Raw genomic sequence first — 25,193 nt, forward strand, 5'->3', positions numbered from 1 at the left:
AGACGCGGGACAGTCTGTCAGCGATTCATTCAGATATTCTCTGATTGCCTCAGAAGGTTTTTCTATGCCAGGGCCGGATCACTGTAGGAGTCCTGCCCGGTTTCAATACGACCGGCAAAGCGCCGATAGTATTTCAGATCACTGTCCGTACTGACAGCAAAATCATACCAGTAACCGACATCGGCCAGCGCCCAGTGCCGGGTCACGGTTTCACCAGCCCTGACCGACAGCTGGACTGCGGCATCATTGCGATAGGCGACCGGCTTAATTGTAAATGTAACCGGTTCGGTCCCCGGGTTCATCAGGTCCAGATAGACATCGCCGTTATGAATGTCATAACACACCCGGATTTCAGGCAAAGTCCGACTGTCCTGAATACGTACCGTGTCTCCACAGAAATGACGGTGAAAACCATTGGGTCCCAATACCCATAAATCATATTGCCCCAGATTGTCCTTCAGCACATCCCAGTCATCTTCCAGCAGTTTACCGGCTTCAACAACATAGCGTCTCGGCATGCGTTCCAGATTCAATCGATCATAGACATGAAACACTGCACCCTGCTGTCCGGTATTGGAAAACATCAGTTTTACCCGGCCATCTGCGGAACATTGAGCACTGGTGTGCAATTCATAAGGCAAGGCCCGTGAACGTCTGATGCCACTCTCCTGTATCGGCAGTTTCGCATCCTGCGGCAATGGTACTGCCGGCAGGGCCTCCTGATTCTGACGGAGCATGTCTGCGTCTGTACGGGAAAGTTTGCCATTTAATTCCGCTAACGGTGCTTCATTCGGCGTTTTAAAGTTAAATGCAGTGGTCAGGTCACCACAGACTGCCCTGCGGAATGGGCTGATATTATCTTCCTTCACCCCAAAGCGCTGTTCCAGCAACATCAGTACAGAAGTATGATCAAAAACCTGTGAATTGACCCATCCACCCCGGCTCCAGGGCGAAATCACATACATCGGGACACGTGGCCCCGGACCATAGACCCGGTTGTCTTTTTTCTGCTGACCGGTACTGCCCGGCGGTGCATCATGTACAAAATACTCATAACTCATATCTACATCACTGAGCGTGCTTTTACCGGCATAGCCGCCTGGCTCATCCACGTGCATTGAAGGGGCAGACGGAGATGGAACATGGTCAAAATAACCATCGTTTTCATCAAAATTAACCAGAAAAATGGTCTTGCTCCACACCTCCGGCACAGCGGTCAGTGCATCCAGAATTTCCTGTATGAACCATGCGCCCTGAACAGGACTGGATGGATCCGGATGCTCACAATAAATGGACGGTGCATTAACCCAGGAAACCTGAGGCAATTTTCCTTCCCGGATATCCCGCTTAAACGCATCCAGATACTGTTCCGGCTGAGAACCCGGCAGTGTATTTGCAATACCTTTATAAAGCGGATTATGATCATTGTCCGTGGCATGATCATAGGCATGGTACGGCAGTGGCTGACCTGTGGAAGCATAAGGCTCTCCAGGCTTACCGCCACTTGAAACCGGGAAACCTGAAGCAATATTGGCTTTTCTGAAGTTACGGAATGCCCCCAGCATATTATCGCCCCATTCATCCGGCATATTCTGATAACAGATCCAGCTGATCCCGGCCGCTTCCAGTCGCTCAGCATAGGTCATCCAGCTGTAACCCCGGTCAGCCGTGGCCGGATCTCCATCAATCCAGTCCCATTCATTATTAACAAAGGAGGTATTGGTGGCGGTCGGTCCGTTGGTTCCCGTCAAATGAAATGAGCGATTTGGATCCGTCCCGGTGTGCATGGAGCAATGGTAGGCATCGCAGAGGGTAAAGGCATTCGCCAATGCAAACTGGTACGGAATTTCCTGCTCCCTGAAATAACCCATTGAGGTATCTGTTTTGTGGGTTGGCCAGTCCGTCATGCGGCCATTGTCCCAGGCTCTGTGACTGTCATCCCAGCCATGTGGTGTGCCATCGGCACGCTGGGCATTATTGCGGGTTCCATCCAGGTGATATGGCGTCAGTAGGCTGCCATTTTTCCGTTGCTGTTGCCAGACACTGCGGCCACCCGGCAAGGGAATGGTCAGCCGGTCAGCAAAACCACGCACCCCTTTTAAAGTTCCAAAATAATGGTCAAAGGACCGGTTTTCCTGCATCAGGATCACCACATGTTCCACGTCCTGAATGGTTCCGGTTTGATTGTTTGCAGGAATCGCCAATGCCTTCTGGATACTCTCGGGAAATGCAGATAAGGCCGCAATGCCCATACCTGTTTTTAAACTATGGCCTAAAAATTTACGTCTTGTAATCATGATATTTAAATTTCAGAAATGGATCAGGGGGCACAACGCATCAGTGGTTTTCCGGACTGTTCTGGCGGGGAAGCAGATGATTGACTGTCATCATGACAGCCTGCCACCAGCACCGACATCAGCAGCACCGGTAATAGCAGCAGAACGCTGGATCTGTACGGAAAGGATTTCACTGGTGTTGCTCATCAAAAACGATGCTCACCACTATATTTTTGAGTTATGACCAATGAGTGAACGAATTATTGCAATCCGGTTATTCTCAAATGGCAGTCCTTAAAATTGCTTACATTGACAAGGCATCGCTCAGCCACCATGCCACTCCTCATGTCATCGCATGGCGACATTTCACTCCGGCTGGACTGAACGAATTAAAAAACACCGGGATAAAAACAAACGCAGGGCATAAACCACCGCCATTGCAAAGACACTGTAGCCAATCCCCATCGGCAACAGTGGAATACTCAGCACAATAATAATGGTCAGCGGATACAGCCATTTTCTCATGCCGCTTAAATGATGGACTTCGTATAAAATCCATAAGCCTGCGGTGTAAATAATCAATGGAATGGCCACCAGACACGAGGTTAGTTGAACTGAAATTTCCGCATGGCCAGTGACAACATCAACAGATGCTGCCAGTGCTGCCCCCACAGCAGCAATACTGATAAAGATAAAATAATGACCATATCCCCAGCTGAAAGCCCGCCTGCGGTTGTTCAGCCGATCCACCGCCTTATGATCAAAATAAGCCCACCACATGCTGAACATCATGAGCAGGCCACCCGCCATCAAAAATAATAACTCAATACTGAACAGCTGATTGCTCAGGGCATCGGCAATTGCGGTGTAGCTGCCGACAATGGATTCACCCAGTACAATAATGGTCAATAAACCATAACGCTCAGTAATATGGTGTGCATGCCAGGGCGTTGCATTATGTGACTCGGCCCAGATCGGCACACTCAATTCAGCAATCACCAATGCAATAAACATATAAAAAGTAAAATCAATGGACGAAAAATAGAAGAACAGCCAGGCTGTCTGCACCAGGGTGATGCCTGTTGCATAGCGGATTGCCGTTTTCCGCCGCAGCGGATCATGTCGGGCAACCCTGAACCATTGCGTCACCAGTGCCAGTCGCATAATCACATAACCAATGATAATGACATGAAAATCCTGATGCTGAAAAACCGCCGGGATCCCTGCTGCAATCACCATTGAACCGGTAATCTGTACAAAGGTCATGATCCGGTAAAAGGCATCATCATTATCATAGGCCGATGCAAACCAGGTGAAATTCATCCATGCCCACCACAGGGCAAAGAAAACCATCAGATAACTGATTAAACCTGAACTGATATGGTTTTCGATCATACTGTGATGAAACTGTTGTCCGGCTGTGGCAATGGCAACCACAAAAATCAGATCAAACAATAGTTCCAGTGGTGTGGCAGCCCGATGTGATTCATATGGATTTCTGGGCATTAATGGCTTCAGCCATTCATATTTTGTTAAAAAGGAATTTGACATGTGCTGGCAGACTTTGCGTTATTTAATCCAATTTTTTCAAATCCGGGCATAGGATACAAGCCCAATTTCGGGGCTGTACCCCGCAAGGCTCAACAAAAGGCTGGGTTATGTGGAAACAGCGACAGCTTAAAGACAACGCTGACACACATGCAGTTATTTTCCCGACTAAACCACAAGTCTTAATTTTGACTGATCCTTCAACGGGATGGCTTTACCTGTCAGCATATCGACGGGGATGGAAATATGCTGGTGTATCACCTGCCACTGCCCCTCTTTCCTGTGCAGGCACAGCGTCGTGCGGCACCAGGGCATCTGTAATTCACCCTGACCATCGCCGTCTTCGACCCGGGAAAAACAATGTAGAATCGCCAGTCCTTCCTCCGCATATAATTTGGCATCCCGCCGTATAATCTGCATATTGTCATTGAAATATGGGCTGAATTTCTCCCATGCAGTTTTATATTGTACCGCGCCACTCAGCTGAGAACTGACATCGAACATGCGGATATCATCAGCACATTGATGCATGAGGTCATCAATATGCTTCCCGGCAATAGCACGATCCCAGCGTTGAATTTGCTGAAGTACTTCAGCTGCGATATTACGGTCACCCTCAATTTCGACACGCATCAATCACAAACCTCTGCTGATTCTCATATATTTGTGATTAAGTTATCACTTTTAATCCAGAGTGTTAACATTTTTATGTTTATTTTTATGTTTTATGCTGAAAAATAAAATTGCCGCTTTACATCTGAACCAACCGACACGCATTCAGACAGAACTACAACACATAAAAAAAGCATGTTGAAACATGCTTTTATATATAAAACGCAGATCAGGCGTCCAGAGTCAGATCCTTAATTTTATCCGATGGTCCATTTTTCTTGACAGACTCAATGCCATTATCACGGGCGGCTTCGCCTGAATAGAACTGACTGGTCCCAATAATCTGATGATTGGCAGCTTTCAGATTAAAATAGGGTTTAGCATTTTTTGCCACCAGACGCTCATAATGTGCATCATCCGGGCTATTTTTCTGAACGGATGCAATACCATTCTGGGCAGAAGCTTTCGCCTTGTACAGTTCACTGCTGAGAATCACTTCACCATTACCCGCTTTAAGTACAAAGTGATACTGACCATCTTTCGCCTGACTGATTTCATACCATCCTGACATATTCGACCTCTGTTTATTTTAACATTTTTGTAGATATACGGCGCTTCTCTGAATAAAAATTACGCCACTCACACTGAATATAAATGACTTTCAAGTATTTCAAAAGCTGAAATTGTTATTTCTTTTGTATATGCAGATGCCATAACTTCCACAGACAGATAAAAAATAATCCATTATAAATCAACCGCCTGTATAAACCATAAACACCCGACAGCGCTTGTGACCTACTTGCAGTCAGTGTACCGATCAGCAAAAAAGTATTTTATCACCACAACATCAGATGAATGTCTTCAGCTTCCAGCGCGAACAGCGTCGGATCCGGCTATTCTGACAGCACTGTTCAGATGGAAATCGACAGTGGTCTGCCCGGGAAGGGATAAAATATAGCGCTGTACTGCATCAAGTTACCAGTACATTATATTTAAAGCCCAACTTTAACCTTCTTCCAGCAGCTGTTTCAGCACCGTGGCATGATTATGTGTTTCATTTTTCGCAGCGGTAATCAGTGTAACGGTCTCCCGGGTTGCCATCTCTCTGAGTTGCCGAATCCTGTCCGAATACTGCATCAGTTCAGCCCGATAACGCTGCTGAAACTCTTCCCATCGTTGCACAGTATCTTCATGGTACCATTTGCGTAATTCAGTTGACGGCGTAATTTCCTTTGGCCATAGATCAATATCAGCATCCTGCTTTTTTATGCCGCGTGGCCACAGACGGTCAACCAGCATACGCTTGCCATCAGCTGCTGATGGCGCAACATAAGCTCTTTTAATGCGGATATCCATGCCTATAATCCATTCAGGCTATTGATCAGGGATTTCCGGATTTACCAACAAAGCCAGTAACTGTAACGACTCCTGCCAACCCAGATAACAGGCTTCAACCGGAATTACCTCGGGCAAACCGGATTGTGTAATATGAACTTCCGTTCCCACCAGTACCGGTTTAAGCTCAATGGTCATTTGTATCTGCCCCGGCAGATTCGGGTCCTCAAACTGATCGGTATAACGGATTAACCGACCCGGAATCAGTTCAATATACTCACCACCAAAGGAATGTGTGGAACCTGTGGAAAAATTGCTGAAGGACATTTTATAGCTTCCTCCTTCCCGGGCCTCCAGATGGTGAACCTTTGCAGTAAATCCATGCGGTGCCATCCATTTTACCAACGCGTCCGGATCCAGAAAGGCTTTATAGACCCGTTCAGGAGGCGCACTGAATACACGATGTAATTTCACAGTATTGGTCATGTCTTTTCCATAAGATTTATTATTGTCGGAGCCTCAGTTTACTGCTGCTCACACGGCCATTTTGTATTTTTTTGATACTGAATCCCTGATTCGCAACAACCCGATTCACAATAAAGGTAACCGCAGCATGCCACCCGTGCAACATGCTGTTTTATCCTGCTGTCTCACTCAGCTTTGACAACTGTTAAAATTGCTTTTTATTCGTCTTCTGAATCTTCATCATCATAGACATAAGCCATACAGCCCCAGCCATCGTATTCACCGCCGTGCTGCTCAGCAATTTTGCTGAACCATTCTTCCAGATCAACAATGTCTGAATACTCAGGTTCCATATTCACATAAATAGTAATAATCCACTCCACCGGGTCCACATCTTCATCTGCAAACAGGGTGATTTTCTGCTCTTCCTGCAACAGGTACAACGCACATTTTTCTGCCTGCTCCTGCGTTGTAAATGCAATGGAAAATTCAATATCGTGGGATTCTGTTAAATCATCACCATCTTCAACCATCTGCCAGAGGACATTGCCGTTATCGTCATCTGGAAATTGTTCATAATCGCGGGTCATGGGCGTATTCCTTGTTATGCTTTTGTCATTTCCGAACTAGATTAGCTCAGTTTTGTTTCAATTTGGAGATAATTTCTGCTCACCGTGCTGACCAGCGCAGTCCTGTACAAAATAAACAGCCTTGTACAATACAACAGCCCGGCACAATAAAAGTTGCAGCCTGGACATACAGGCCCATATGGCAAGTTCATCCAGCAGTCGCTGCAACGGCAATTGCTGTAGCTGGGCATTAACCTTCGCCGGAGGGGCCGATCCTGGAAATGGCCATATGTGAAACCCGATCCTGTGCCGGGAAATGAATATTTTCAACATATTGCTGAGGATCCGTAGCCAATGCCAGGTTGTCTTCATACACGGGATCGGTCCCCAGCAGATCGTTAGCTGAAAAGTAATTGAGACAGCGGGCAACACTGGCAGCAATGGTCACCAGCAAGTCCACCGGGACATAACGCTGCTGTAACATACGTACCACCCACACTGCTTCAAGTCCATCCTTTAATGATGCCGAAACCTGAAAAAATAATTCCCCCGATAATGTGCTGTTTTATTTTAGAGTAAAACCTGATTCTTTTAGAAAAATCTGATGAGTGTTCTCACCAGCCAGATGCCATCACTCCGGCCATCTCTGATCCGCATCAACCCGGCCGGTAATACGGCATAGCAAAAAGTTGGCATAAAAAACATATTGCCACAGGATATTTAATCCGATAACTTAATAATCAGCACGTACTGAAACACAACATAATCATAAATTTCCGGTCAGTGAAGTCCGGTCAGACACAGGGAGGCAACGTCACAATTATTCAGCTACAACTGAATGGCTCAGCGATATACCATATGTTCATCCATCACCTTTAGCGTGTTGATCATTCTGAGGGAACAGCAATAAATATCCAGCAGGGTGCTTTAGATTGTTTAGAATATTTTAAAACAAAATTTAACATGCGGCAGTGAATGAACATTGCGCCCCCCGAGCCGGGAATATCAATCAACATATGATCCACCCAGAATCCATCTAATTTTATACGTTCAAAGGAACTCAGTCATGACTGTATTAAAAGATATTATTGCAGCCGTCGTGGAAACCAAAGGGGCTGATTTTAAGTTGCAGAATTTAAAAATTCGTGAACCCAGGCAGGATGAAGTTTTAATCAAAATTGTTGCGACCGGCATGTGCCACACCGACGTCATTATTCGCGATCAGTATTATCCGGTTCCACTGCCTGTGGTCCTGGGGCACGAAGGCTCAGGTATTGTTGAGGCCGTTGGCCCTGCGGTTAAAAATCTTAAAGTCGGTGATCATGTGGTATTAAGTTATGGTCACTGTGGTGAGTGTGCCCAGTGTACTTCCGGCAGCCCGGCCTACTGCATCGATTTTTATAATCGTAATTTCAGCGGTGCAGATATAGATGGGCAAATGGCCATCTGCAACCATCATGGCGACGGCATCCATGATCATTTCTTTGCCCAGTCGTCTTTTTCCACCTATGCCCTCAGTCGTGAAAACAATGCCATTAAAGTCAGTAAAGCAGCACCACTGGAATACCTCGGTCCATTGGGCTGTGGCATTCAGACCGGCGCCGGCGCGGTCATTAATGCCATGAAAGTAACACCTGCCAGCAGCTTTGTATTGTGGGGAACCGGAGCTGTCGGGCTAAGTGCCTTACTTGCCGCTAAAATCTGCGGAGCGTCCACCATTATTGCCGTGGATATTGTCAACTCCCGACTGGAACTTGCACAGGAACTGGGTGCAACCCATACCATTAACAGCAAGGATACGGATCCTGTGGCACGCATTAAGGAAATCACCCAGGGCGGTGCCAACTTCGCACTGGAGAGTACCGGGCGTCCGGAAATTTTAAAACAGGGCATTGACGCACTTGGCCTTCAGGGCAAACTGGCAATTGTCGGCGCGCCACCGCTGGGTACAACTGCTGAATTTGATGTCAATGATTTAATGCTCGGCGGTAAATCCATTATGGGTGTGGTCGAAGGCAATGGTTCACCTAAAAAGTTCATTCCGGAACTGGTCGAACTGTATCTGCAGGGCAAATTCCCATTTGACAAACTGGTTAAATTTTATGCTTTTGATGAAATCAACCAGGCGGTTGCAGACAGCAAGAGCGGTATTACCCTGAAACCCATTATCAGAATTGCCAGCTAAAACGCTGCATTCATAATACCTGCTTTCCTTTCAGCGTGGTTTCTCTTCATCATGAGGGGAAACCTTTCTTTATTTTGCCTCGCATCTTCAGTATTCTTTGCGCAATGACTGGCTTTTACAGCATTTTTATTCCTGTTCAGACAATTGCATGATCTGAATCAGATTGCCACAGCTGTCATCAAACACAGCAATCTTAACATTTCCGGCCGGCATGGGGGGTTGAGTAAACTCCACATCCAGTGCCTTCAACCGTTCATATTCCTGTTCAATATTGTCCACCTGAAAGGAAGTCCATGGAATTTTGTCTGCCTTCATTGCCGCTTTAAAAGGCTTTGCAGCGTGATGTACATCCGGCTCCAGCAACAGTTCCACCCCACCAGGTTGTTCCGGTGAAACAACCGTTAACCAGCGATATTCACCGACTGGAACATCATGTTTTTTCTGGAACCCCAGTTTCCGGGTATAAAAGTCCAGGGCTTTTTCCTGATCGTCCACAAGGACGCTGGTCACGTAGATTTTCATGTTCTGGTCCAATAACAGAATTAAGGTTTTATAACATCCCAAAGCATCAGCTGTGTTATTTTCTGAAATTTTTAAGCAAATACTCAGTTCAGGATCTTTTCTTTCGGCATCAAACAATCACTTAAGCCGATGTTTTACAATGTTATTACATATTGATATCTTGCTCACTCAGCTTTCTCTGCAATTTATTCAGCCATATATCCTGAATATTCTTTTATCCTGAATATTCTTTCTGCGATCAATCACAGCTAAAACCATGACAGCTGTCTGTTTTCAGTATTTCTCATAAATCAACCGGAAAGGCAGACAAAAGTCATCAACGCACACCAATAATTCTGTAAAATGCGGCCTATATAGTGTATGCCTGTTGACAGAATTAACCGCTCAACAGGGCTCACTGAACGATATTCAGTGACCATTACTTTTTTAAAGTCAGCGTCTTATCCGTAATTCACGGTAGAATCAGACTCATTCAACCCCGATTCAGGTTGCATTTCAATATTCAAATTCTTATGTATTTCGCATGGATCCATAGGAATAATCAGGTGCCCGCATGGAAATCAAAGTCAATTATCTCGACAATCTTCGGCTTGAAGCGAAGTTTGATGACTTCACTGTCATTGCTGATCAGCCCATCCGCTACAAGGGAGATGGTTCGGCACCGGGGCCATTCGACTACTTTCTGGCGTCATCGGCGTTGTGTGCGGCCTACTTTGTCAAGGTATATTGCCAGGCCCGTAATATTTCCACCGAACATATCCGCCTGTCTCAGAACAATATTGTTGATCCGGAAAATCGCTATAAACAGATTTTTAAGATACAGATTGAGTTACCGGCTGATATTTCCGATAAGGACCGTCAGGGGATTTTGCGCTCGATTGACCGTTGTACAGTCAAGAAAGTGGTGCAGACCGGCCCGGATTTTGTGATTGAAGATGTTGAAAGCATTGATGCCGATGCACAGGCCTTACTGATGCCAGCTCTGACTGCAGAAAGCAAAACCTGTATCCCGGGTAAGGACCTGCCACTGGAAGAAACCATTGCCAATATCTCCGGCATTCTGGCGGGTCTTGGCATGAAGATTGAAATCGCCTCATGGCGTAACATTGTGCCGAACGTGTGGTCTCTGCATATTCGTGATGCACAATCTCCGATGTGCTTTACCAACGGTAAGGGCTCGAGCAAGGAAAGCGCGCTGGCTTCGGCACTGGGTGAATTCATCGAACGTTTAAACTGTAATTTCTTCTATAACGATCAATTCTGGGGTGAAGAGATCGCCCAGGCTGAGTTTGTGCATTACCCGGATGAAAAATGGTTTCAGCCAGGCCCGAATGATGAGCTTCCGAAAGAACTTCTTGATGAATACTGCCTGAGCATTTATGACCCGGAAGATGAACTGCTCGGCTCACATTTATATGATACCAATTCGGGCAATACCGAACGGGGAATCTGCTCCCTGCCCTTTGTCCGTCAGTCGGATGGTGAAATTGTTTATTTCCCGTCGAATTTAATTGAAAACCTGTATTTAAGTAACGGCATGAGTGCAGGTAACACCCTGGCTGAAGCTCAGGTACAGTGTTTGTCCGAAATTTTTGAACGTGCAGTGAAACGGGAAATTATTGAAGCTGAAATGGCTCTGCCTGATGTTCCACAGGAAGTACTGGCGAAATATCCGGGTATTGTGGCAGGCATTCAGGGCCTTGAGGAACAGGGTTTTTCGGTACTGGTCAAGGATGCCTCACTGGGCGGGAAATACCCGGTCATGTGTGTCACCTTAATGAACCCACGTACCGGTGGCGTATTTGCTTCATTCGGAGCACACCCAAGCCTTGAAATCGCCCTGGAACGCAGCCTGACCGAATTGCTGCAGGGGCGCAGCTTTGAAGGTCTGAATGATTTACCACAGCCAACCTTCAGCAGCAATGCCGTCACTGAGCCAAATAACTTTGTTGAACACTTTATTGATTCCAGCGGTGTGGTGTCATGGCGCTTTTTCAGTGCCCGTGCTGATTTTGATTTTGTTGAATGGGATTTTAGCGCTCAGGGTGAAAATGCCAATGCAGAAGAAGCTGCAACCCTGTTTAACATCCTTAAGGAGATGGATAAGGACGTGTACATGGCTGTGTATACGCATTTAGGTGCAACCGCCTGTCGTATTCTGGTGCCGGGTTATTCAGAAGTTTATCTGGTGGAAGATTTAATCTGGGATAATACCAATAAAGCCCTGACATTCCGTGAAGATATCCTGAATCTGCACCGGCTGGATGACGCCGCACTTGAAGCGCTGGCAGAACGGCTGGAAGACTGTGAACTGGACGATTATACCGAAATTAAAACCCTGATCGGCATTGAGTTTGATGACAATACCGTGTGGGGCCAGCTCACAATCCTGGAATTAAAACTGCTGATTTATATGGCCCTGCAACAGTTTGAAGAAGCGAAGGAGCTGGTGGAAGCTTTCCTTCAATACAACACCAACACAGTTGAACGTGGCCTGTTTTATCAGTGCCTGAATGTGGTGCTGGACGTGCTATTGGACGATGAACTGCAACTGAGTGATTATGAAATCAATTTCCGCCGCATGTTTGGCAACGAACGCATGGACGCTGTCATGGGGTCTGTAGATGGTAATGTCCGTTTCTTCGGACTGACACCGACCAGCATGAAACTGGAAGGGCTTGATCGGCATCTGCGTCTCATTGACAGCTACAAAAAACTGCATATGGCCCGTGCCAGAATGGCAGCTTTATCCGATTAAAAGGGTCAATCAACGGCGGAGCAACCAGGCATACTGCCGGTTTGCTCCAGCCATCATCGCTTTCATTAAAATGACTAAAAACTTGCTAAGCTTTTTTTACAAACTCAGATTTCAGCTTCATGGCGCCAATACCCTCAATTTTACAGTCAATATCATGGCCGTCACTGGCATCCGGCAATAAACGAATGCTTTTTACTTTGGTTCCCACTTTCACCACAGATGAAGAACCTTTTATTTTCAGATCCTTAATAACCGTCACCGTGTCACCATCGCTCAGAACATTACCGACAGCATCCTGAATCACATGCTGTTCTTCAGCGGCGGTCTGCTCCCCTTCCTTCCATTCATGAGCACATTCCGGACAAATCAGCAGCTCACCATCTTCATACGTATATTCGGACTGACATTCCGGACAATCTGGCAGGGACATAAAAAACCTCAGAAGATAAAAAACCCGGTAAATATAAAGTATCAGGCTGAAATATAGCATTGTTATGGTTTTCATGCAGTTAAAACACATGAAAAATCAGGGGTTATAGTAAGTAATTTTATGAAAAATTCACATTATTAAAGAAATGGCTTCACAGGTATAGCCAGATGCACTTTTTGAACCACCATAGATAAACCCCTTTAAATTGCCTATCTGAATAGCCACTAAGTTTGTCGATACCGAATAGTTAGATAAAATAGCTAATTAAGAGGTGTTTTTATGAGTGGCAAACGATTTACCGAAGAGTTCAAGATTGCAGCAGCGCAGCAAGTCATTGAGAAAGGCTACAGTGTTGCAGAGGTTGCGGGAAGATTAGGCACAACGACCCATAGTGTTTATGCTTGGGTTAAGAAATACTTTCCTAAAACACCCCAAGCTACTGCTCTTGAAGATCAAACCAAAGAGTTGGCTCGATTAAAGAAAGAGCTGCAACGAGTTACAGAAGAGCGTGATATCTTAAAAAAGGCCGCGGCGTACTTCGCCAGCCAGTCAAAATGAGGTACGCCTTTATCAAGGATCACCAGCAGGTCTGGTCAATTTATAGAATGTGCTCGGTACTGGAGGTTCATCCCAGTGGCTATTATGCATGGTTGAAACAACCTTTGAGTGCTACAGCCAAACGTAGCAAACAACTGTCAGGCCTGATTAAACAGTTTTGGTTAGAGTCAGGCGGTGTATATGGCTATCGCAAGATTTTCTGTGACTTGCGTGATATTGGTGAGCCTTGTGGAGTTAATCGTGTACATCGACTGATGCGACAGGAAGGCTTGAAATCCCAACGTGGCTATCGAAAACCAGGATATTCAAAGGGCTATCAACCTATTGTTCAAGCCAATACATTAGATCGGCAGTTTAATCCTGCACAGCCAAATCAAGCATGGGCAACAGATATCACTTATATCCGTACTCATGAAGGCTGGCTGTATTTAGCTGTTGTGATTGACCTTTTCTCAAGGTTAGTCGTTGGCTGGTCTATGAAACCAATGATCACTAAAGAGCTAGTTCTTGATGCTTTATTGATGGCAGTTTGGCGTAGATCGCCAACAAATAAAGTATTGGTTCACTCTGACCAAGGTAGCCAATATACCAGTCATGAATGGCAAGCCTTTCTGAAGCAACATGGTTTGGAAAGCAGCATGAGCCGTCGCGGCAACTGTCACGATAATGCTGTGGCAGAGAGCTTTTTCCAATTACTGAAACGAGAAAGAGTTAAACGGAAAATATATTCAACGCGTGCTGAAGCTAGATCAGATATATTTGAGTATATTGAGATGTTCTACAACGTGAAACGTCGCCATGGTGCTAACGACCAGCGGTCGCCAAAGGACTTCGAGACGTTTTATGAAATGAAGCTGGCGTGTATCTAGATTCTTAGTGGCTATTCAATCGGATGCTAAAAATATATTCAGAAGAGTTGAGCCGGAAAGTCAGGATTATTATCAGTCAGCAGAATATTTCCATCTGTGAGGCTCTGAATATCAGATTTAAGGAAATGTAGCTCTTAATGCAAATTCTGGCTTTTGCAAGAGCTTTAATTTGTTGATTTTAAAATTATCGATTACATATATATTTATTAATATTTATTATTTGGAACGTTATTCCCTGTTTGATACTTTTGATGCTCTTAGTATCATGAGACATATAGGATGCAACTCCTGCCTTATACAAAATCATTCAATCAGCAACTTATTTTTGGATCATTACTTTCAGTGAGCATCTTCAGTGCTGGATGTGGAAATAACGATGATTCATTTGCAGTAACCCCTAAGGCAAAATTAATCTCATTAGCGAATCCTGAAAAATCAATTTCATTAGTAGAAAACAAGCCAAATATTGTTTTGATTTTAGTTGATGATCTGGGTTATGGAGAGTTGGGAAGTTATAACAGTAAGCAAAATATTCCCACACCTAACTTAGACACTTTAGCTGAAGAAGGTGTAAGATTTACAGATGCCTATGCGACGGCTGCGACCTGTACCGCGTCGCGCTTTTCATTGCTTACAGGGACTTATGCCTGGCGACAGGCTGGGACAAATGTCGCCAGTGGGGAGGCTTCTGCTATTATTCAGCCTCATACCACAACGCTTCCTTCTTTATTAAAGAAAGCGGGATATACTACAGGAATTGTGGGTAAATGGCATTTAGGTTTAGGCACAAAAGAAGAGGGGCCTCAATGGAATGGCTTTTTATCGCCTGGACCATTAGAGGTTGGGTTCGACTATGCCTATATCATGCCTTCAACCAATGATCGTGTTCCCACTGTCTATGTCGAAAATCATCAAGTGGCCAATTTGGATGCGAATGATCCAATCACGATCAGCTACAAAAGTCGGCTACGCGGGGACACTTTAGATTATCAGGATTATATTGAGCAAGGAAAAACAAATCAGCTTCGGCAATTACCAAGTGACTCAGGTCATAAGGGCACGGTTATTAATGGTGTTCCACGCATTGGTTATATGACTGGAGGGAATAGTGCGCGGTGGAGTGACGACACTATGACCGATAATTTTCTACAGAAATCCAATGACTTTATCCAAAATAATAAGTCTAAACCTTTCTTTTTAGGATTTAGCAGTCAAGATGTTCATGTACCACGTTTAGTGGATGAGCGTTTTGCTGGTAAATCCGGCTATGGTGCACGCGGTGATTCGCTACTGCGTTTAGATTGGACTGTAGGACAAATTAAACAAATTCTGGCTGATCATAAAGTATTAGATAACACCATTATTATTTTTACCAGTGATAATGGTTCTGTATTGGATGATGGCTATACGGACCAAGCCGTCAGCTTTTATGGGGGGAAAAATCCAACAGGTCCGTTAAGAGGAGGTAAATACAGCCAATTTGAAGCAGGAACACGTATTCCATTAATTATCAGCTGGCCAAAAGGTGGAATTCCGCAGGGTAAAGTGAGTCATGCGATTGTCAGCCAGGTGGATTTTGTCGCCTCTATTGCCGCAGCAACAAAACAAACATTACCAGTCGGGAGTCTGACATCTGGTGTACCTCAGGATAGTATTAATTTATGGGATGCATTTACAGGTATAAAAAATACAGGACGCAGTAGTGTTGTACTTGATGCACAAGGACTGGCAATTCGTCAAAACAATTGGAAATTAATTCCACCCAGTAGCAATAAGCGGTCATTTGTGGCCGGTGTAGAAACTGGATATTCGAATCAGAACAAACTTTATAATTTAGATGAAGATCCAGGAGAACAGACTAATCTTGCTGAAAAAAATGAGCTTCGTCTTAAAGAGCTGGATAATTTATTATCAACTATTCAGGAAAATACGTCTGATTATCGAAAAAAACCACTATAAAATTAGACAATTTGTATAATTGTTTAATTTCCCCTTACAAATAGAAACTTAATTGCTTTCCTGCGGAAAGTTTATTAAAAATATGATATTTAACACGAAGAACTAACCATGGCTCAACAAAATAAAAGGGAAATTCCCCATCATCTTTCTCGGAGAACACCATCACCAAACCATATGGTATGGGTTCCTGGCGGTGAATTTATAATGGGATCCAACCATCATTACCCTGAAGAATCGCCAGCACATCGGGTTCGCGTCGATGGTTTCTGGATGGATGAAACGCCAGTAACCAATGAGCAGTTTGCCCAATTTGTAGTGGAAACAGGATACATCACCTTCGCTGAGTTCGCACCCAAAGCCGAAGATTATCCTCATGCTCCTCCTGAGATGTTAAAGGCAGGATCAGTTATTTTTAAATCTCCGCAACACCAGGTAACACTTAATGATTTTTCCGCATGGTGGGGTTTTGAGTTTGGTGCATATTGGCAATCTCCTTATGGAAAAGGAAGCACTTTAGAAGGGTTAGAAAAGCATCCTGTGGTGCATATTGGCTATACTGATGCATTAGCCTATGCTTCATGGGCAGGGAAAGTATTACCAAGTGAGGCTGAGTGGGAGTTTGCTGCTATTGGTGGTGTTGAAGTACCTGAAGAATTTGCCTGGGGAAGTGAGCTGACTCCGGAGGGCAAACAATTAGCTAATATCTGGTATGGAGAATTTCCCTATGAGCGTTTAACATTGGGGAATTATGCATATACATCTCCGGTTAGAACATTTCCTGCCAATGCACTTGGAATTTATGATTTGATTGGGAATGTATGGGAATGGACCAGTGATTTTTATCAAAATACGCATACTGCTCATACGGGTAAAACGTGTTGTACTCCCAAAAACCCACGTAATATAGCTGAAAAACAAAGCTATGATCCACAACAACCAAATGTTGCTCGTATGGTGGTAAAAGGTGGTTCTCATTTATGTGCAGCAAACTATTGTCGTCGTTATCGACCTGCAGCGCGACAACCTCAAGCAGTCGATACATCAACCAGTCATATAGGATTTCGCTGTATTCAACGGCTATAATATATGTAGCATAAATCGCCCTTATCACACAGGCAGTACGCTGATCAGTCAATCCCGACTGAACCGTACCGAGATTGTCGGAGACTAATTTTCCCAAGAGAATGTCGCGATGAAAAAACCAACATATACCCCTGAAATCAAAGAAAGAACTGTTCGCCTGGTTCTTGAATCTGAAAAAGATTACCCTTCTACCTGGGCCGCAATCACAGCAATTGCTTCTAAGATTGGTTGTACTCCTGAAACACTTCGTACTGGCATTACAACCATGAAAGACCACGCCAGGCAAACAAAGGAAGGCCACCCTCTGATGGCTGCTTAACCCCTACTTTTAACTTCGGTTATTTATGGGAAGATAACTTTTCTCCCGGAGTTATACACAAAACAACATATTCAATCTAATGATCATGGTGACCTTCTCCTGCTAAAATTGCAGCAGATTCGTTTTCTACATTATTTATCCATCCATATCCATTTTTCATCAGCATTGCATATGTTCGACCTTCGGAATTAATCGTTCCTATTGTGAAATTATCTTTAACAGTTTGAGTGATATGGAAAGTTTCATTATTTTTATCACCACCTTCCAGGTGCCCAGACCAACTGACAATATCATCATCAAGATCTACATCAATTTTTTCAATAATTGCTTCTCGTTTTAATCCATATGCTGGAACAGTAAATCCAACTCGGTCGCCAATAGTTTTTCCCTCCAGTGTATAAATATTATTACCTAAAAAGATACGCCCATCATTTTTTTGTGCTTCACTAAGTTCTATCGGATTATGTTTAGTCACCCTATTTACATCACTTGTATAAAACATCTCCTTTTCTGAGATGCCTTGACGTAATTTATTTTCATCCAGGTTTACAAGTTTACGCCTGGCCGTACTTTTTTGAACCCTTGCCTGCACCTCCGCTTCTGTGAAATGCAGGGTCGATACTTGTTGTGATAGATATTTAAGCTCAATTTCTTTTCTAACTGTATTCGCTTCTGCTTTATCCTGGACTTTCTTTTGGTTTGGCATCAGCCAAACCAAAAGAGCAATCAATGACACGACAAAAATAACAATGTATGTCTGTTTTTTCATATTTATTTAACCGCAACTAAAAATTTAGAAACCGTTTCTGCATTTTCATTAATTATTCTCAACCCATCATATTTTTCGGCTTCTCCTAAACGAACGCCATATTCTGGACTATAATGATTGGGACTGGAGTAAAGACCAATACTATTACCGGCCATGATTGTACTGCCTAATGGATGGGTAAAACCCCGATGGTAGCCAGAAGTTCTTTCTGACTGCCCATGACCCATTCCCATATTGTGTCCCAGCTCATGTCGCATGGCTGTGATACCACATCCGTAGTTTTCCGAACCTATCATATTGTTTTTATTTGGTTTTGTGTTTATGTATGCCAACCCACAACCCGTATGATCTGTAAATGTATACACTGCATCAGCACCTGTTCGGGTTCTTTCTGCTTGCACAATATCGTCTGATCGACCTAAGTTTATTGCATCACCTAAAGTTGTACCTGGAATGCGATAATCCAAAATAGCCGACTTCCCTGAAATAAGCTCTGGCCTGGGAATTCTCTAACGCTTCATTCGTCAATCGCAGAGCCTCACGCGCTCTTATCTTTGCAGCTGTTGCACCAAGTTTTTCATTTACAACAGGACTATTGACGATCAATAAATCAATTTGATGACTATCGATATTCCATACGTTGTTTTTGAATACAAAACGAATCTTATCTCCTTTGTTTAGCGTCGCCGCTATATTATTCCCTGTGATTTTAAATGCCGTGTCAGCAGAATTGGATAAAATTACTTTATCACCTGACTGAGCTATATTTGGTAGGTTAATCGTTGATACCCATTCTGTATTATCAGCTATGATTTCGACAATAGGGGTTTTGAATGTAAAGCCCTGAGCCGCTTTTTTTGCAGTCAATACTGTTTTAGGGGAAGAAATTAAAATCCATTGAGCCTTATCTGCAATATAAATAAATTCATATCGATCACCTGAGTTCAATTTCATTGTAGCAGTAGTATCGGTATTTTCATTTTCAATAGTAGATTGCCAGGTTGCTGAGGAAGTAATAATCAGACGATCTCTATCATTGGCGGACTGTGGTAGTTTTAATGAAGGAATCCATGCCCCATCTGCAAAGCGAATTTCTGTTTTAGGCGCGGTTAAGTTTTGTAGTTTCTGGTTGAAGGTCGCTGTGTCACCCTGAACATTGAATATGCGAGTAGGTGTTGAGAAGGGCACCCATTTATTTAGTTCTAGATTGTATTGGAATATATAGAGGTCATTTTTATGCAAAGTTAAGGTACTGGGGAATAATGTGTATTGTGAATCAATTTTTGTTGCTGCTGAAGCCTTTGACTCTATAACAATGAGTTGTCCATCTTTAGCAGTTTGTGGCAAATGAACAATATCAGTCCAGGCCGTATCATCGATTGTATATTTCGTGAAAGATTCTTCAAATGCCGGGATTGTACTTCCAGTTTTTTTTGGGTTCAGACTATTTGATTCAGATACGTAAAACTCCCACTTGCCGTTATGGAATTTAAATTGATATGTATTACCAGCCTTTAGCGGAAGATAGCCTGTTTTGTTGATTCTTATATTGCTTAAATCAAATTCACTGTCATAGCCTGCTCTTGAACTCAGGGTTAACAGGGCATCTTCTTTTGCAGTATCCGGTAAAGAAATAGTTTTTACCCAATTGCCATTAGAAACACTAAATATAAGATCATCATAACCACCAGGAATAATACCACTCTGGTTATTCTGGTTGGGTGACAGGGTTGTTGCAGCTATAGCAAACGTAACCAGGCTGCTTGTAACGAGTGCTATTATAACTTTTACTTTATTCATTTGATTTTCCTGCTATATTTAATTTTGCAAATTTATAGTAATAATGGCGTGGAATGTATTGAACCGTACCGATTATATCGGAGACAGTTTATTTAAGTCAGGCGACCAAGCCTGACGGTTCAATCCTAGCATAGTACATTGCTCCAAATTGAAAAAGCGAGACATATCCAGTTGCACTGTGTAATCGTTTTTTATTGAACCAATCCACCCTACCCGGTGTAATGCTGTCAATTCAACATCAGCTGAACCTGATCAGTCTGATTTTAAATATTCAATGACCTCCATTTCATATTCATACAAGCCATTCACTGTTTTAGCCAAAGCATTGTCATGTGAGCCTCCTGTTGTACCAGCTGATGCTCTCAAATTCACTATTTCCAGCCGATTGGCATAGCGAAACTGCACATCCTTAATGCCAGTTTAGTCTGCAACTTTATGATTTGACGCCATGCATCACCACCTGACACATCCAATTGTTTAGTCGCTGCAATTTTCGGATGACTCTGCCGTGACACCCTATTTTTCTAATTTTTTTATTCACTTACACCGACTCCAGTAACAAAAAAGCTCCACCATCAAGATAGAGCTTTTGCAATATAATTACGATCAATTCAGCTTTGAGTATTCAGACCACCTGCCCTTGCAAAAAGTCCTGTGCAAACCGTTGCAGAACTCCACCCGCTTCGTATACAGACACTTCTTCTTCAGTATCCAGACGACAGGTCACAGGCACTTCAATGATTTCCTCCTTGCCTTCTGCCGTTGAATGCTCAATCACCAGGGTCAGGTCGGAACGTGGTGCAATATTACCAATGACACTGTAGGTTTCAGTTCCATCCAGTTTTAAGGTATTGCGGTTTACCCCAGCCTTAAATTCAAGCGGTAAAACGCCCATCCCCACCAGATTGGTCCGGTGAATCCGCTCAAAACCTTCTGCGACAATGGCTTCCACCCCGGCCAGACGTACGCCTTTGGCGGCCCAGTCACGGCTGGACCCCTGGCCATAATCCGCGCCTGCAACAATAATCAGTGGCTGTTTACGGTTCATATAGGTTTCAATCGCTTCCCACATCCGCATCACTTCGCCTTCTGGCTCTACACGTGCTCTGGAACCCTGCTTAACCGTGCCGTCAGAACGACGCACCATTTCATTGAACAATTTCGGGTTGGCAAATGTCGCACGCTGGGCCGTCAGATGATCACCACGGTGTGTTGCATAGGAGTTAAAATCTTCCTCAGGTACGCCCATCTTATGCAGGTACTCACCTGCAGCTGAATCCAGCAGAATCGCATTGGACGGCGATAAATGATCAGTGGTAATGTTATCCCCCAGAATCGCCAGTGGACGCATATTGGCCAGGGTCCGTGGTGCAGCTAAAGCACCTTCCCAATACGGCGGACGGCGGATATAGGTACTCTGTGGACGCCAGTCATACAATGGGCTCTCGGATTTTTCCGATTCCCCCAGGTCAAACATTGGGATATAGACCTGGCGGAACTGTTCAGGCTTCACCGCCTCTTTTACCAGGGCATCAATTTCAGCATCAGATGGCCAGATGTCCTTCAGGTAAATCGGCTGACCGGATTGGTCATGCCCTAAAGCATCTTTTTCGATATCAAAACGGATGGTTCCGGCAATGGCGTAGGCAACCACCAGTGGTGGAGACGCCAGGAATGCCTGTTTGGCATAGGGATGGATACGACCATCAAAATTACGGTTCCCTGAAAGTACCGCAGTTGCATACAGGTCACGGTCAATGATTTCCTGTTGAATGTCCTGATCCAGCGCACCGGACATGCCGTTACAGGTGGTACAGGCATAAGCCACGATACCAAAACCCAGTTTTTCCAGATCCTTCATGACACCCGCTTCTTCAAGATATAAAGCCGCAGCCTTGGAGCCTGGTGCAAAAGATGATTTCACCCAGGGTTGACGGGTTAGACCCAGTTCATTGGCCTTACGTGCCAGTAAACCAGCCGCCACTGTATTGCGTGGGTTAGAAGTATTGGTACAGGACGTGATGGCCGCAATAATGATGGCGCCATCCGGCATTAAGCCATCCATGCGCTGTTCCACCACACCGGCAATGCCTTTTTCTTTAAGATCAGCCGTAGAGACCCGTGCATGCGGGTTGGATGGACCGGCAATATTCCGGGTCACCGTGGACAGATCAAAACGAAGAACACGTGGGTAATCAGCCTGCGTCATGTCAGAGGCCCACAGACCAGTTTCCTTCGCATAAGTCTCAACCAGGCTGATCTGATCTGCTTCACGCCCGGTCAGGGTCAAGTAGTCAATGGTATTCTGATCAATATAGAACATGGCCGCAGTTGCACCATATTCCGGTGTCATATTGGAAATGGTGGCCCGGTCACCAATAGACATGGTGTCTGCACCTTCACCAAAGAACTCCAGATATGCACCCACCACACGTTCCTTACGCAGGAACTCAGTTAAAGCCAGCACAATATCGGTTGCCGTAATACCTGCCTGACGCTGACCCACCAGTTCCACACCAATCATGTCCGGCAGTCGCATCCAGGACGCACGGCCCAGCATGACATTTTCAGCTTCAAGCCCACCGACTCCAATTGAAATAACACCGAGTGCATCGGTATGCGGCGTATGCGAGTCGGTTCCCACACAGGTATCAGGGAAAGCCAGGCCATCACGGTTCTGAATCACCGGTGACATTTTTTCCAGATTAATCTGATGCATAATGCCATTCCCGGCCGGAATCACATCGACATTTTCAAATGCTGTTTTGGTCCACTCAATAAAATGGAAACGGTCTTCATTGCGACGGTCTTCCACCGCACGGTTCTTTGCAAAGGCATCCGGGTCAAAGCCGCCATATTCCACCGCCAGCGAGTGGTCAACAATCAGCTGGGTTGGAACCACCGGGTTCACTTTGGCCGGATCCCCACCCTGATCTGCAATGGCATCACGCAAACCGGCCAGGTCAACCAGTGCAGTCTGCCCCAGAATGTCATGGCATACCACACGTGCCGGATACCAGGGAAAATCATGGTCCTGCTTACGCTCAATCAGTTGTTTCAGAGACTGTACTAAAATGGCAGGATCACAACGGCGTACCAGCTGTTCCGCCAGTACTTTTGAAGTATAGGGAAGTTTCGCATATGCGCCTGGCTGGATGTCTTCAACGGCCTGACGCACGTCAAAGTATTCGAGCTGGGTGGATTTTAGTGGTTTACGGTAATTGTTATTCATAGCGTACCTGCGTTTAAATCATCGGGACTGCGTGTTTCCTGTCGATTGCATGCAATCTTTATCCCTGGCATTGTACGCTGCTGCAAGCCCATTTCCCAAATGTTTTATATTTCATTATCTTAGGCATAAAAATAGGGATTTAAGAAACATCCATTTACATATATTTCAGCTTTTTTGTGCCAAAGCTGATTTTTTTTACAAAATGGCGCAAAATAGACAGCAATATTTTGTCCTGAATACCGGCTTTGAGATCATCCCATGAGCGATTTAGCTTTTTCTTCTTTCACTTTAAATGGTGTGGATGCACAGAAATTCCTGCAGGGTCAGGTCACCCTGAATGCTGAAGCACTGGCTGAAAACGTCACACGCTATACTGCCATCTGTAATTTAAAGGGCCGGATTCAATTTGGTCTATGGCTGAAAAAACTGAATGCGGAAAGCTTTGTCATTGTGACCACTCAGGATCAGGCCGATGATTTTGCCGCACATATCCGAAAGTACGGGGCATTTTCAAAAATGCAACTGACGCAGGATGCTCAGGTATTCCCCGTCATTCATGCGGATACAACTGATTTTGATACCACTGAAACAGATGTCATTGCATGGCAGCAACAGGCAATCCGATCCGGGCAGGCCTGGATCAGTGCAATCACCGCAGAAAAGTTCCAGCCTCAGGAGTTACGTTTACACCAGCGTGAAGGTGTGCACTATGACAAGGGCTGCTATATCGGTCAGGAAATTATTGCCCGCCTGTGGTTCAAGGCCAAACCGAAACAATGGCTACAGCTGGTATCCGGTGAAGGGGCTGCGCCTGCAGCCGGAGAAACACTGGTGGATGGCATTGAAGTGGTCAATAGCATTAACGTGGTGAATGGCTGGTATGGCCTGGTCATTGCCCGTCCGGCCAATTTATTTGATCTGAATGTTCAGGTACTGGATCTACCGGCAGGCCTGAATGGTGATGTAGCCAGACCACAGTAAATTTATGTTGAACTATTATAGTCTAAAGTCTCTCGTGAATTGCACCCGAAAGTTAGACACGAATTCGTCTAACTTGAAGGGTGTTCTTCTTTACTTCTGCGTCGGATAGGCATAATCACCCCATTTACTGGTTTTTAACCCCATACCATGCAAGCCTTCAATCAGTTTTACCGCCGCACGCACCCCATCAATCACTGGAATATTCAACTCCCGGCTGACTTCTTCTGCCATGTCAGCCATACCACCACAACCCAGCACAATCGCCCCGATTCCGTCCTGCTCACGGGCCTGATGGCAGTTTTCCAGCAATCTGATGTAAGCAAACTCCCGTTCACTCTCCAGCGCCAGTACAGGCAGGTCGATACAACGGATTTGGGCACAATGCCTGTCAAAACCGTATTGCTGTAGCAGATGTTCTGCAATAATGCGGGTCCGTGGCAACGTGGTGACAATGGAAAATTTCGTTGCCACCAGGCTGGCCATATGAAAAGCCGCTTCTGCAATTCCAATCACTGGAGCGTCTGCAACTTCACGTGCAGCATGCAATGCCGGATCTCCAAAACAGGCAATAATATGACCATCCACCTGCTGCTGTTTTCCCTGCTGCACCAGTTGCAGTACTCCTGCGGCTGAAATCGCCTCATCATAATGCCCTTCAATGGACGCCACACCATGCTGTGGGCATACAGTGATAATTTCCGTGTCCGCTGCTGCAACATCTTGAGCCACTGCACCAATTGAAGACGTCATCTGCTGACTGGTATTGGGATTAATTACCTGTATTCTGATGGTCATAACAACTCCACTGTTTTGTTTTCTAATCAGTTTTTAAAAATATAAAAATAACAACCCATCATGGTCATTCACCCTGCAAGGATTAAACCACTTTATGTCCATGAAAGAATCAATCAATACATTTCAAT

General features: G+C 44.7%; 21 protein-coding genes and 2 pseudogenes. 7 read left to right on the forward strand and 16 right to left on the reverse strand.

Going from position 1 to position 25,193, the window contains the following annotated elements; genetic code table 11:
• Positions 1 to 62: 62 nt before the first annotated feature.
• The 8 genes from ACT6PV_RS11530 to ACT6PV_RS11565 form a co-directional block, all read right to left on the reverse strand.
• Positions 63 to 2,297 (reverse strand): phosphocholine-specific phospholipase C, encoded by a 2,235-nt coding sequence (locus ACT6PV_RS11530; RefSeq protein ID WP_445116487.1) that lies wholly within the window; start codon positions 2,295 to 2,297, stop codon positions 63 to 65.
• A 345-nt stretch (positions 2,298 to 2,642) separates the two neighbouring features.
• Complete coding sequence (locus ACT6PV_RS11535; protein ID WP_445116488.1) at positions 2,643 to 3,827, reverse strand: low temperature requirement protein A; 1,185 nt, start codon at positions 3,825 to 3,827, stop codon at positions 2,643 to 2,645.
• 165 nt (positions 3,828 to 3,992) lie between these two features.
• On the reverse strand, positions 3,993 to 4,457 hold the full coding sequence (locus ACT6PV_RS11540; RefSeq protein ID WP_445116489.1) for a YybH family protein: 465 nt from the start codon (positions 4,455 to 4,457) through the stop codon (positions 3,993 to 3,995).
• Between the two features lie 208 nt (positions 4,458 to 4,665).
• A complete protein-coding gene (locus ACT6PV_RS11545; protein ID WP_445116490.1) occupies positions 4,666 to 5,007 on the reverse strand; it encodes a YegP family protein in 342 nt (113 codons plus the stop codon).
• A gap of 434 nt (positions 5,008 to 5,441) precedes the next feature.
• Entirely contained in the window at positions 5,442 to 5,792 is a 351-nt protein-coding gene (locus ACT6PV_RS11550; RefSeq protein ID WP_445116491.1) for a DUF488 domain-containing protein, read from the reverse strand.
• 18 nt (positions 5,793 to 5,810) lie between these two features.
• A complete protein-coding gene (locus tag ACT6PV_RS11555; protein WP_445116492.1) occupies positions 5,811 to 6,257 on the reverse strand; it encodes an SRPBCC family protein in 447 nt (148 codons plus the stop codon).
• Between the two features lie 197 nt (positions 6,258 to 6,454).
• Positions 6,455 to 6,826: a ribonuclease E inhibitor RraB gene (locus ACT6PV_RS11560; protein WP_445116493.1), complete on the reverse strand. Its 372-nt coding sequence runs from the start codon at positions 6,824 to 6,826 to the stop codon at positions 6,455 to 6,457.
• Between the two features lie 229 nt (positions 6,827 to 7,055).
• Positions 7,056 to 7,289 carry a hypothetical protein gene (locus tag ACT6PV_RS11565; protein WP_445116494.1) on the reverse strand — a complete coding sequence of 78 codons (234 nt, stop codon included), beginning with the start codon at positions 7,287 to 7,289 and terminating at the stop codon, positions 7,056 to 7,058.
• A gap of 582 nt (positions 7,290 to 7,871) precedes the next feature.
• Here ACT6PV_RS11565 and ACT6PV_RS11570 point away from each other — a divergent pair.
• Positions 7,872 to 8,990, forward strand: a complete 1,119-nt coding sequence (locus tag ACT6PV_RS11570) for an NAD(P)-dependent alcohol dehydrogenase (protein ID WP_445116495.1) — start codon at positions 7,872 to 7,874, stop codon at positions 8,988 to 8,990.
• Between the two features lie 126 nt (positions 8,991 to 9,116).
• Here ACT6PV_RS11570 and ACT6PV_RS11575 read toward each other — a convergent pair whose 3' ends face one another.
• On the reverse strand, positions 9,117 to 9,512 hold the full coding sequence (locus ACT6PV_RS11575; protein ID WP_445116496.1) for a VOC family protein: 396 nt from the start codon (positions 9,510 to 9,512) through the stop codon (positions 9,117 to 9,119).
• 553 nt (positions 9,513 to 10,065) lie between these two features.
• On the opposite strand from ACT6PV_RS11575, the gene ACT6PV_RS11580 reads away from it, so the two are divergent.
• Positions 10,066 to 12,270 carry an OsmC domain/YcaO domain-containing protein gene (locus ACT6PV_RS11580; RefSeq protein ID WP_445116497.1) on the forward strand — a complete coding sequence of 735 codons (2,205 nt, stop codon included), beginning with the start codon at positions 10,066 to 10,068 and terminating at the stop codon, positions 12,268 to 12,270.
• An 85-nt stretch (positions 12,271 to 12,355) separates the two neighbouring features.
• On the opposite strand, the gene ACT6PV_RS11585 is transcribed toward ACT6PV_RS11580, so the two are convergent.
• Positions 12,356 to 12,700: a zinc ribbon domain-containing protein YjdM gene (locus ACT6PV_RS11585; protein ID WP_445116498.1), complete on the reverse strand. Its 345-nt coding sequence runs from the start codon at positions 12,698 to 12,700 to the stop codon at positions 12,356 to 12,358.
• 279 nt (positions 12,701 to 12,979) lie between these two features.
• On the opposite strand from ACT6PV_RS11585, the gene ACT6PV_RS11590 reads away from it, so the two are divergent.
• The 4 genes and pseudogenes from ACT6PV_RS11590 to ACT6PV_RS11605 form a co-directional block, all read left to right on the forward strand.
• Positions 12,980 to 14,127 (forward strand): IS3 family transposase gene (locus ACT6PV_RS11590; protein WP_445114756.1). Its coding sequence is split into 2 segments (ribosomal slippage): positions 12,980 to 13,226 and positions 13,226 to 14,127, totalling 1,149 coding nucleotides; the frame shifts between segments, so codons are not numbered across the junction.
• A gap of 279 nt (positions 14,128 to 14,406) precedes the next feature.
• Complete coding sequence (locus tag ACT6PV_RS11595; protein WP_445116499.1) at positions 14,407 to 16,086, forward strand: sulfatase-like hydrolase/transferase; 1,680 nt, start codon at positions 14,407 to 14,409, stop codon at positions 16,084 to 16,086.
• Positions 16,087 to 16,194: 108 nt separating this feature from the next.
• Positions 16,195 to 17,169, forward strand: coding sequence for a formylglycine-generating enzyme family protein (locus ACT6PV_RS11600; RefSeq protein ID WP_445116500.1), 975 nt, complete (start codon positions 16,195 to 16,197; stop codon positions 17,167 to 17,169).
• 109 nt (positions 17,170 to 17,278) lie between these two features.
• A pseudogene (locus tag ACT6PV_RS11605) lies at positions 17,279 to 17,419 on the forward strand (IS3 family transposase); the annotation flags it as partial.
• 145 nt (positions 17,420 to 17,564) lie between these two features.
• Here ACT6PV_RS11605 and cpaB read toward each other — a convergent pair.
• The 5 genes and pseudogenes from cpaB to acnD form a co-directional block, all read right to left on the reverse strand.
• Positions 17,565 to 18,257 carry a metalloprotease secretion chaperone CpaB gene (cpaB, locus tag ACT6PV_RS11610; RefSeq protein ID WP_445116501.1) on the reverse strand — a complete coding sequence of 231 codons (693 nt, stop codon included), beginning with the start codon at positions 18,255 to 18,257 and terminating at the stop codon, positions 17,565 to 17,567.
• A gap of 2 nt (positions 18,258 to 18,259) precedes the next feature.
• A complete protein-coding gene (locus ACT6PV_RS11615) occupies positions 18,260 to 18,724 on the reverse strand; it encodes a zinc-dependent metalloprotease family protein (RefSeq protein ID WP_445116502.1) in 465 nt (154 codons plus the stop codon).
• Positions 18,690 to 20,057, reverse strand: coding sequence for a metalloendopeptidase CpaA (locus ACT6PV_RS11620; RefSeq protein WP_445116503.1), 1,368 nt, complete (start codon positions 20,055 to 20,057; stop codon positions 18,690 to 18,692). The genes ACT6PV_RS11615 and ACT6PV_RS11620 overlap by 35 nt, the downstream gene beginning before the upstream one ends.
• 97 nt (positions 20,058 to 20,154) lie before the next feature.
• Positions 20,155 to 20,453 (reverse strand): annotated as a pseudogene (locus ACT6PV_RS11625) (IS3 family transposase); the annotation flags it as partial.
• Between the two features lie 229 nt (positions 20,454 to 20,682).
• Positions 20,683 to 23,289, reverse strand: coding sequence for a Fe/S-dependent 2-methylisocitrate dehydratase AcnD (gene acnD / locus ACT6PV_RS11630; RefSeq protein ID WP_445116504.1), 2,607 nt, complete (start codon positions 23,287 to 23,289; stop codon positions 20,683 to 20,685).
• Between the two features lie 258 nt (positions 23,290 to 23,547).
• Here acnD and ygfZ point away from each other — a divergent pair, with 258 nt between their 5' ends.
• The gene (ygfZ, locus tag ACT6PV_RS11635) at positions 23,548 to 24,270 is read left to right on the forward strand and encodes a CAF17-like 4Fe-4S cluster assembly/insertion protein YgfZ (RefSeq protein ID WP_445116505.1); all 723 of its coding nucleotides are present in this window, start codon (positions 23,548 to 23,550) and stop codon (positions 24,268 to 24,270) included.
• A 90-nt stretch (positions 24,271 to 24,360) separates the two neighbouring features.
• Here ygfZ and ACT6PV_RS11640 read toward each other — a convergent pair whose 3' ends face one another.
• Complete coding sequence (locus ACT6PV_RS11640; RefSeq protein WP_445116506.1) at positions 24,361 to 25,065, reverse strand: aspartate/glutamate racemase family protein; 705 nt, start codon at positions 25,063 to 25,065, stop codon at positions 24,361 to 24,363.
• Positions 25,066 to 25,193 lie beyond the last annotated feature (128 nt).

The sequence above is a fragment of the Acinetobacter sp. WZC-1 genome, assembly GCF_052544965.1.

Bases quoted from the DNA above. Each gene is read 5' to 3' on its own strand.
- ACT6PV_RS11530 (WP_445116487.1), bottom strand. From the start codon at position 2,297: ATGATTACAAGACGTAAATTTTTAGGCCATAGTTTAAAAACAGGTATG.
- ACT6PV_RS11535 (WP_445116488.1), bottom strand. From the start codon at position 3,827: ATGTCAAATTCCTTTTTAACAAAATATGAATGGCTGAAGCCATTAATG.
- ACT6PV_RS11540 (WP_445116489.1), bottom strand. From the start codon at position 4,457: ATGCGTGTCGAAATTGAGGGTGACCGTAATATCGCAGCTGAAGTACTT.
- ACT6PV_RS11545 (WP_445116490.1), bottom strand. From the start codon at position 5,007: ATGTCAGGATGGTATGAAATCAGTCAGGCGAAAGATGGTCAGTATCAC.
- ACT6PV_RS11550 (WP_445116491.1), bottom strand. From the start codon at position 5,792: ATGGATATCCGCATTAAAAGAGCTTATGTTGCGCCATCAGCAGCTGAT.
- ACT6PV_RS11555 (WP_445116492.1), bottom strand. From the start codon at position 6,257: ATGACCAATACTGTGAAATTACATCGTGTATTCAGTGCGCCTCCTGAA.
- ACT6PV_RS11560 (WP_445116493.1), bottom strand. From the start codon at position 6,826: ATGACCCGCGATTATGAACAATTTCCAGATGACGATAACGGCAATGTC.
- ACT6PV_RS11565 (WP_445116494.1), bottom strand. From the start codon at position 7,289: ATGTTACAGCAGCGTTATGTCCCGGTGGACTTGCTGGTGACCATTGCT.
- ACT6PV_RS11570 (WP_445116495.1), top strand. From the start codon at position 7,872: ATGACTGTATTAAAAGATATTATTGCAGCCGTCGTGGAAACCAAAGGG.
- ACT6PV_RS11575 (WP_445116496.1), bottom strand. From the start codon at position 9,512: ATGAAAATCTACGTGACCAGCGTCCTTGTGGACGATCAGGAAAAAGCC.
- ACT6PV_RS11580 (WP_445116497.1), top strand. From the start codon at position 10,066: ATGGAAATCAAAGTCAATTATCTCGACAATCTTCGGCTTGAAGCGAAG.
- ACT6PV_RS11585 (WP_445116498.1), bottom strand. From the start codon at position 12,700: ATGTCCCTGCCAGATTGTCCGGAATGTCAGTCCGAATATACGTATGAA.
- ACT6PV_RS11595 (WP_445116499.1), top strand. From the start codon at position 14,407: ATGCAACTCCTGCCTTATACAAAATCATTCAATCAGCAACTTATTTTT.
- ACT6PV_RS11600 (WP_445116500.1), top strand. From the start codon at position 16,195: ATGGCTCAACAAAATAAAAGGGAAATTCCCCATCATCTTTCTCGGAGA.
- cpaB (WP_445116501.1), bottom strand. From the start codon at position 18,257: ATGAAAAAACAGACATACATTGTTATTTTTGTCGTGTCATTGATTGCT.
- ACT6PV_RS11620 (WP_445116503.1), bottom strand. From the start codon at position 20,057: ATGAATAAAGTAAAAGTTATAATAGCACTCGTTACAAGCAGCCTGGTT.
- acnD (WP_445116504.1), bottom strand. From the start codon at position 23,289: ATGAATAACAATTACCGTAAACCACTAAAATCCACCCAGCTCGAATAC.
- ygfZ (WP_445116505.1), top strand. From the start codon at position 23,548: ATGAGCGATTTAGCTTTTTCTTCTTTCACTTTAAATGGTGTGGATGCA.
- ACT6PV_RS11640 (WP_445116506.1), bottom strand. From the start codon at position 25,065: ATGACCATCAGAATACAGGTAATTAATCCCAATACCAGTCAGCAGATG.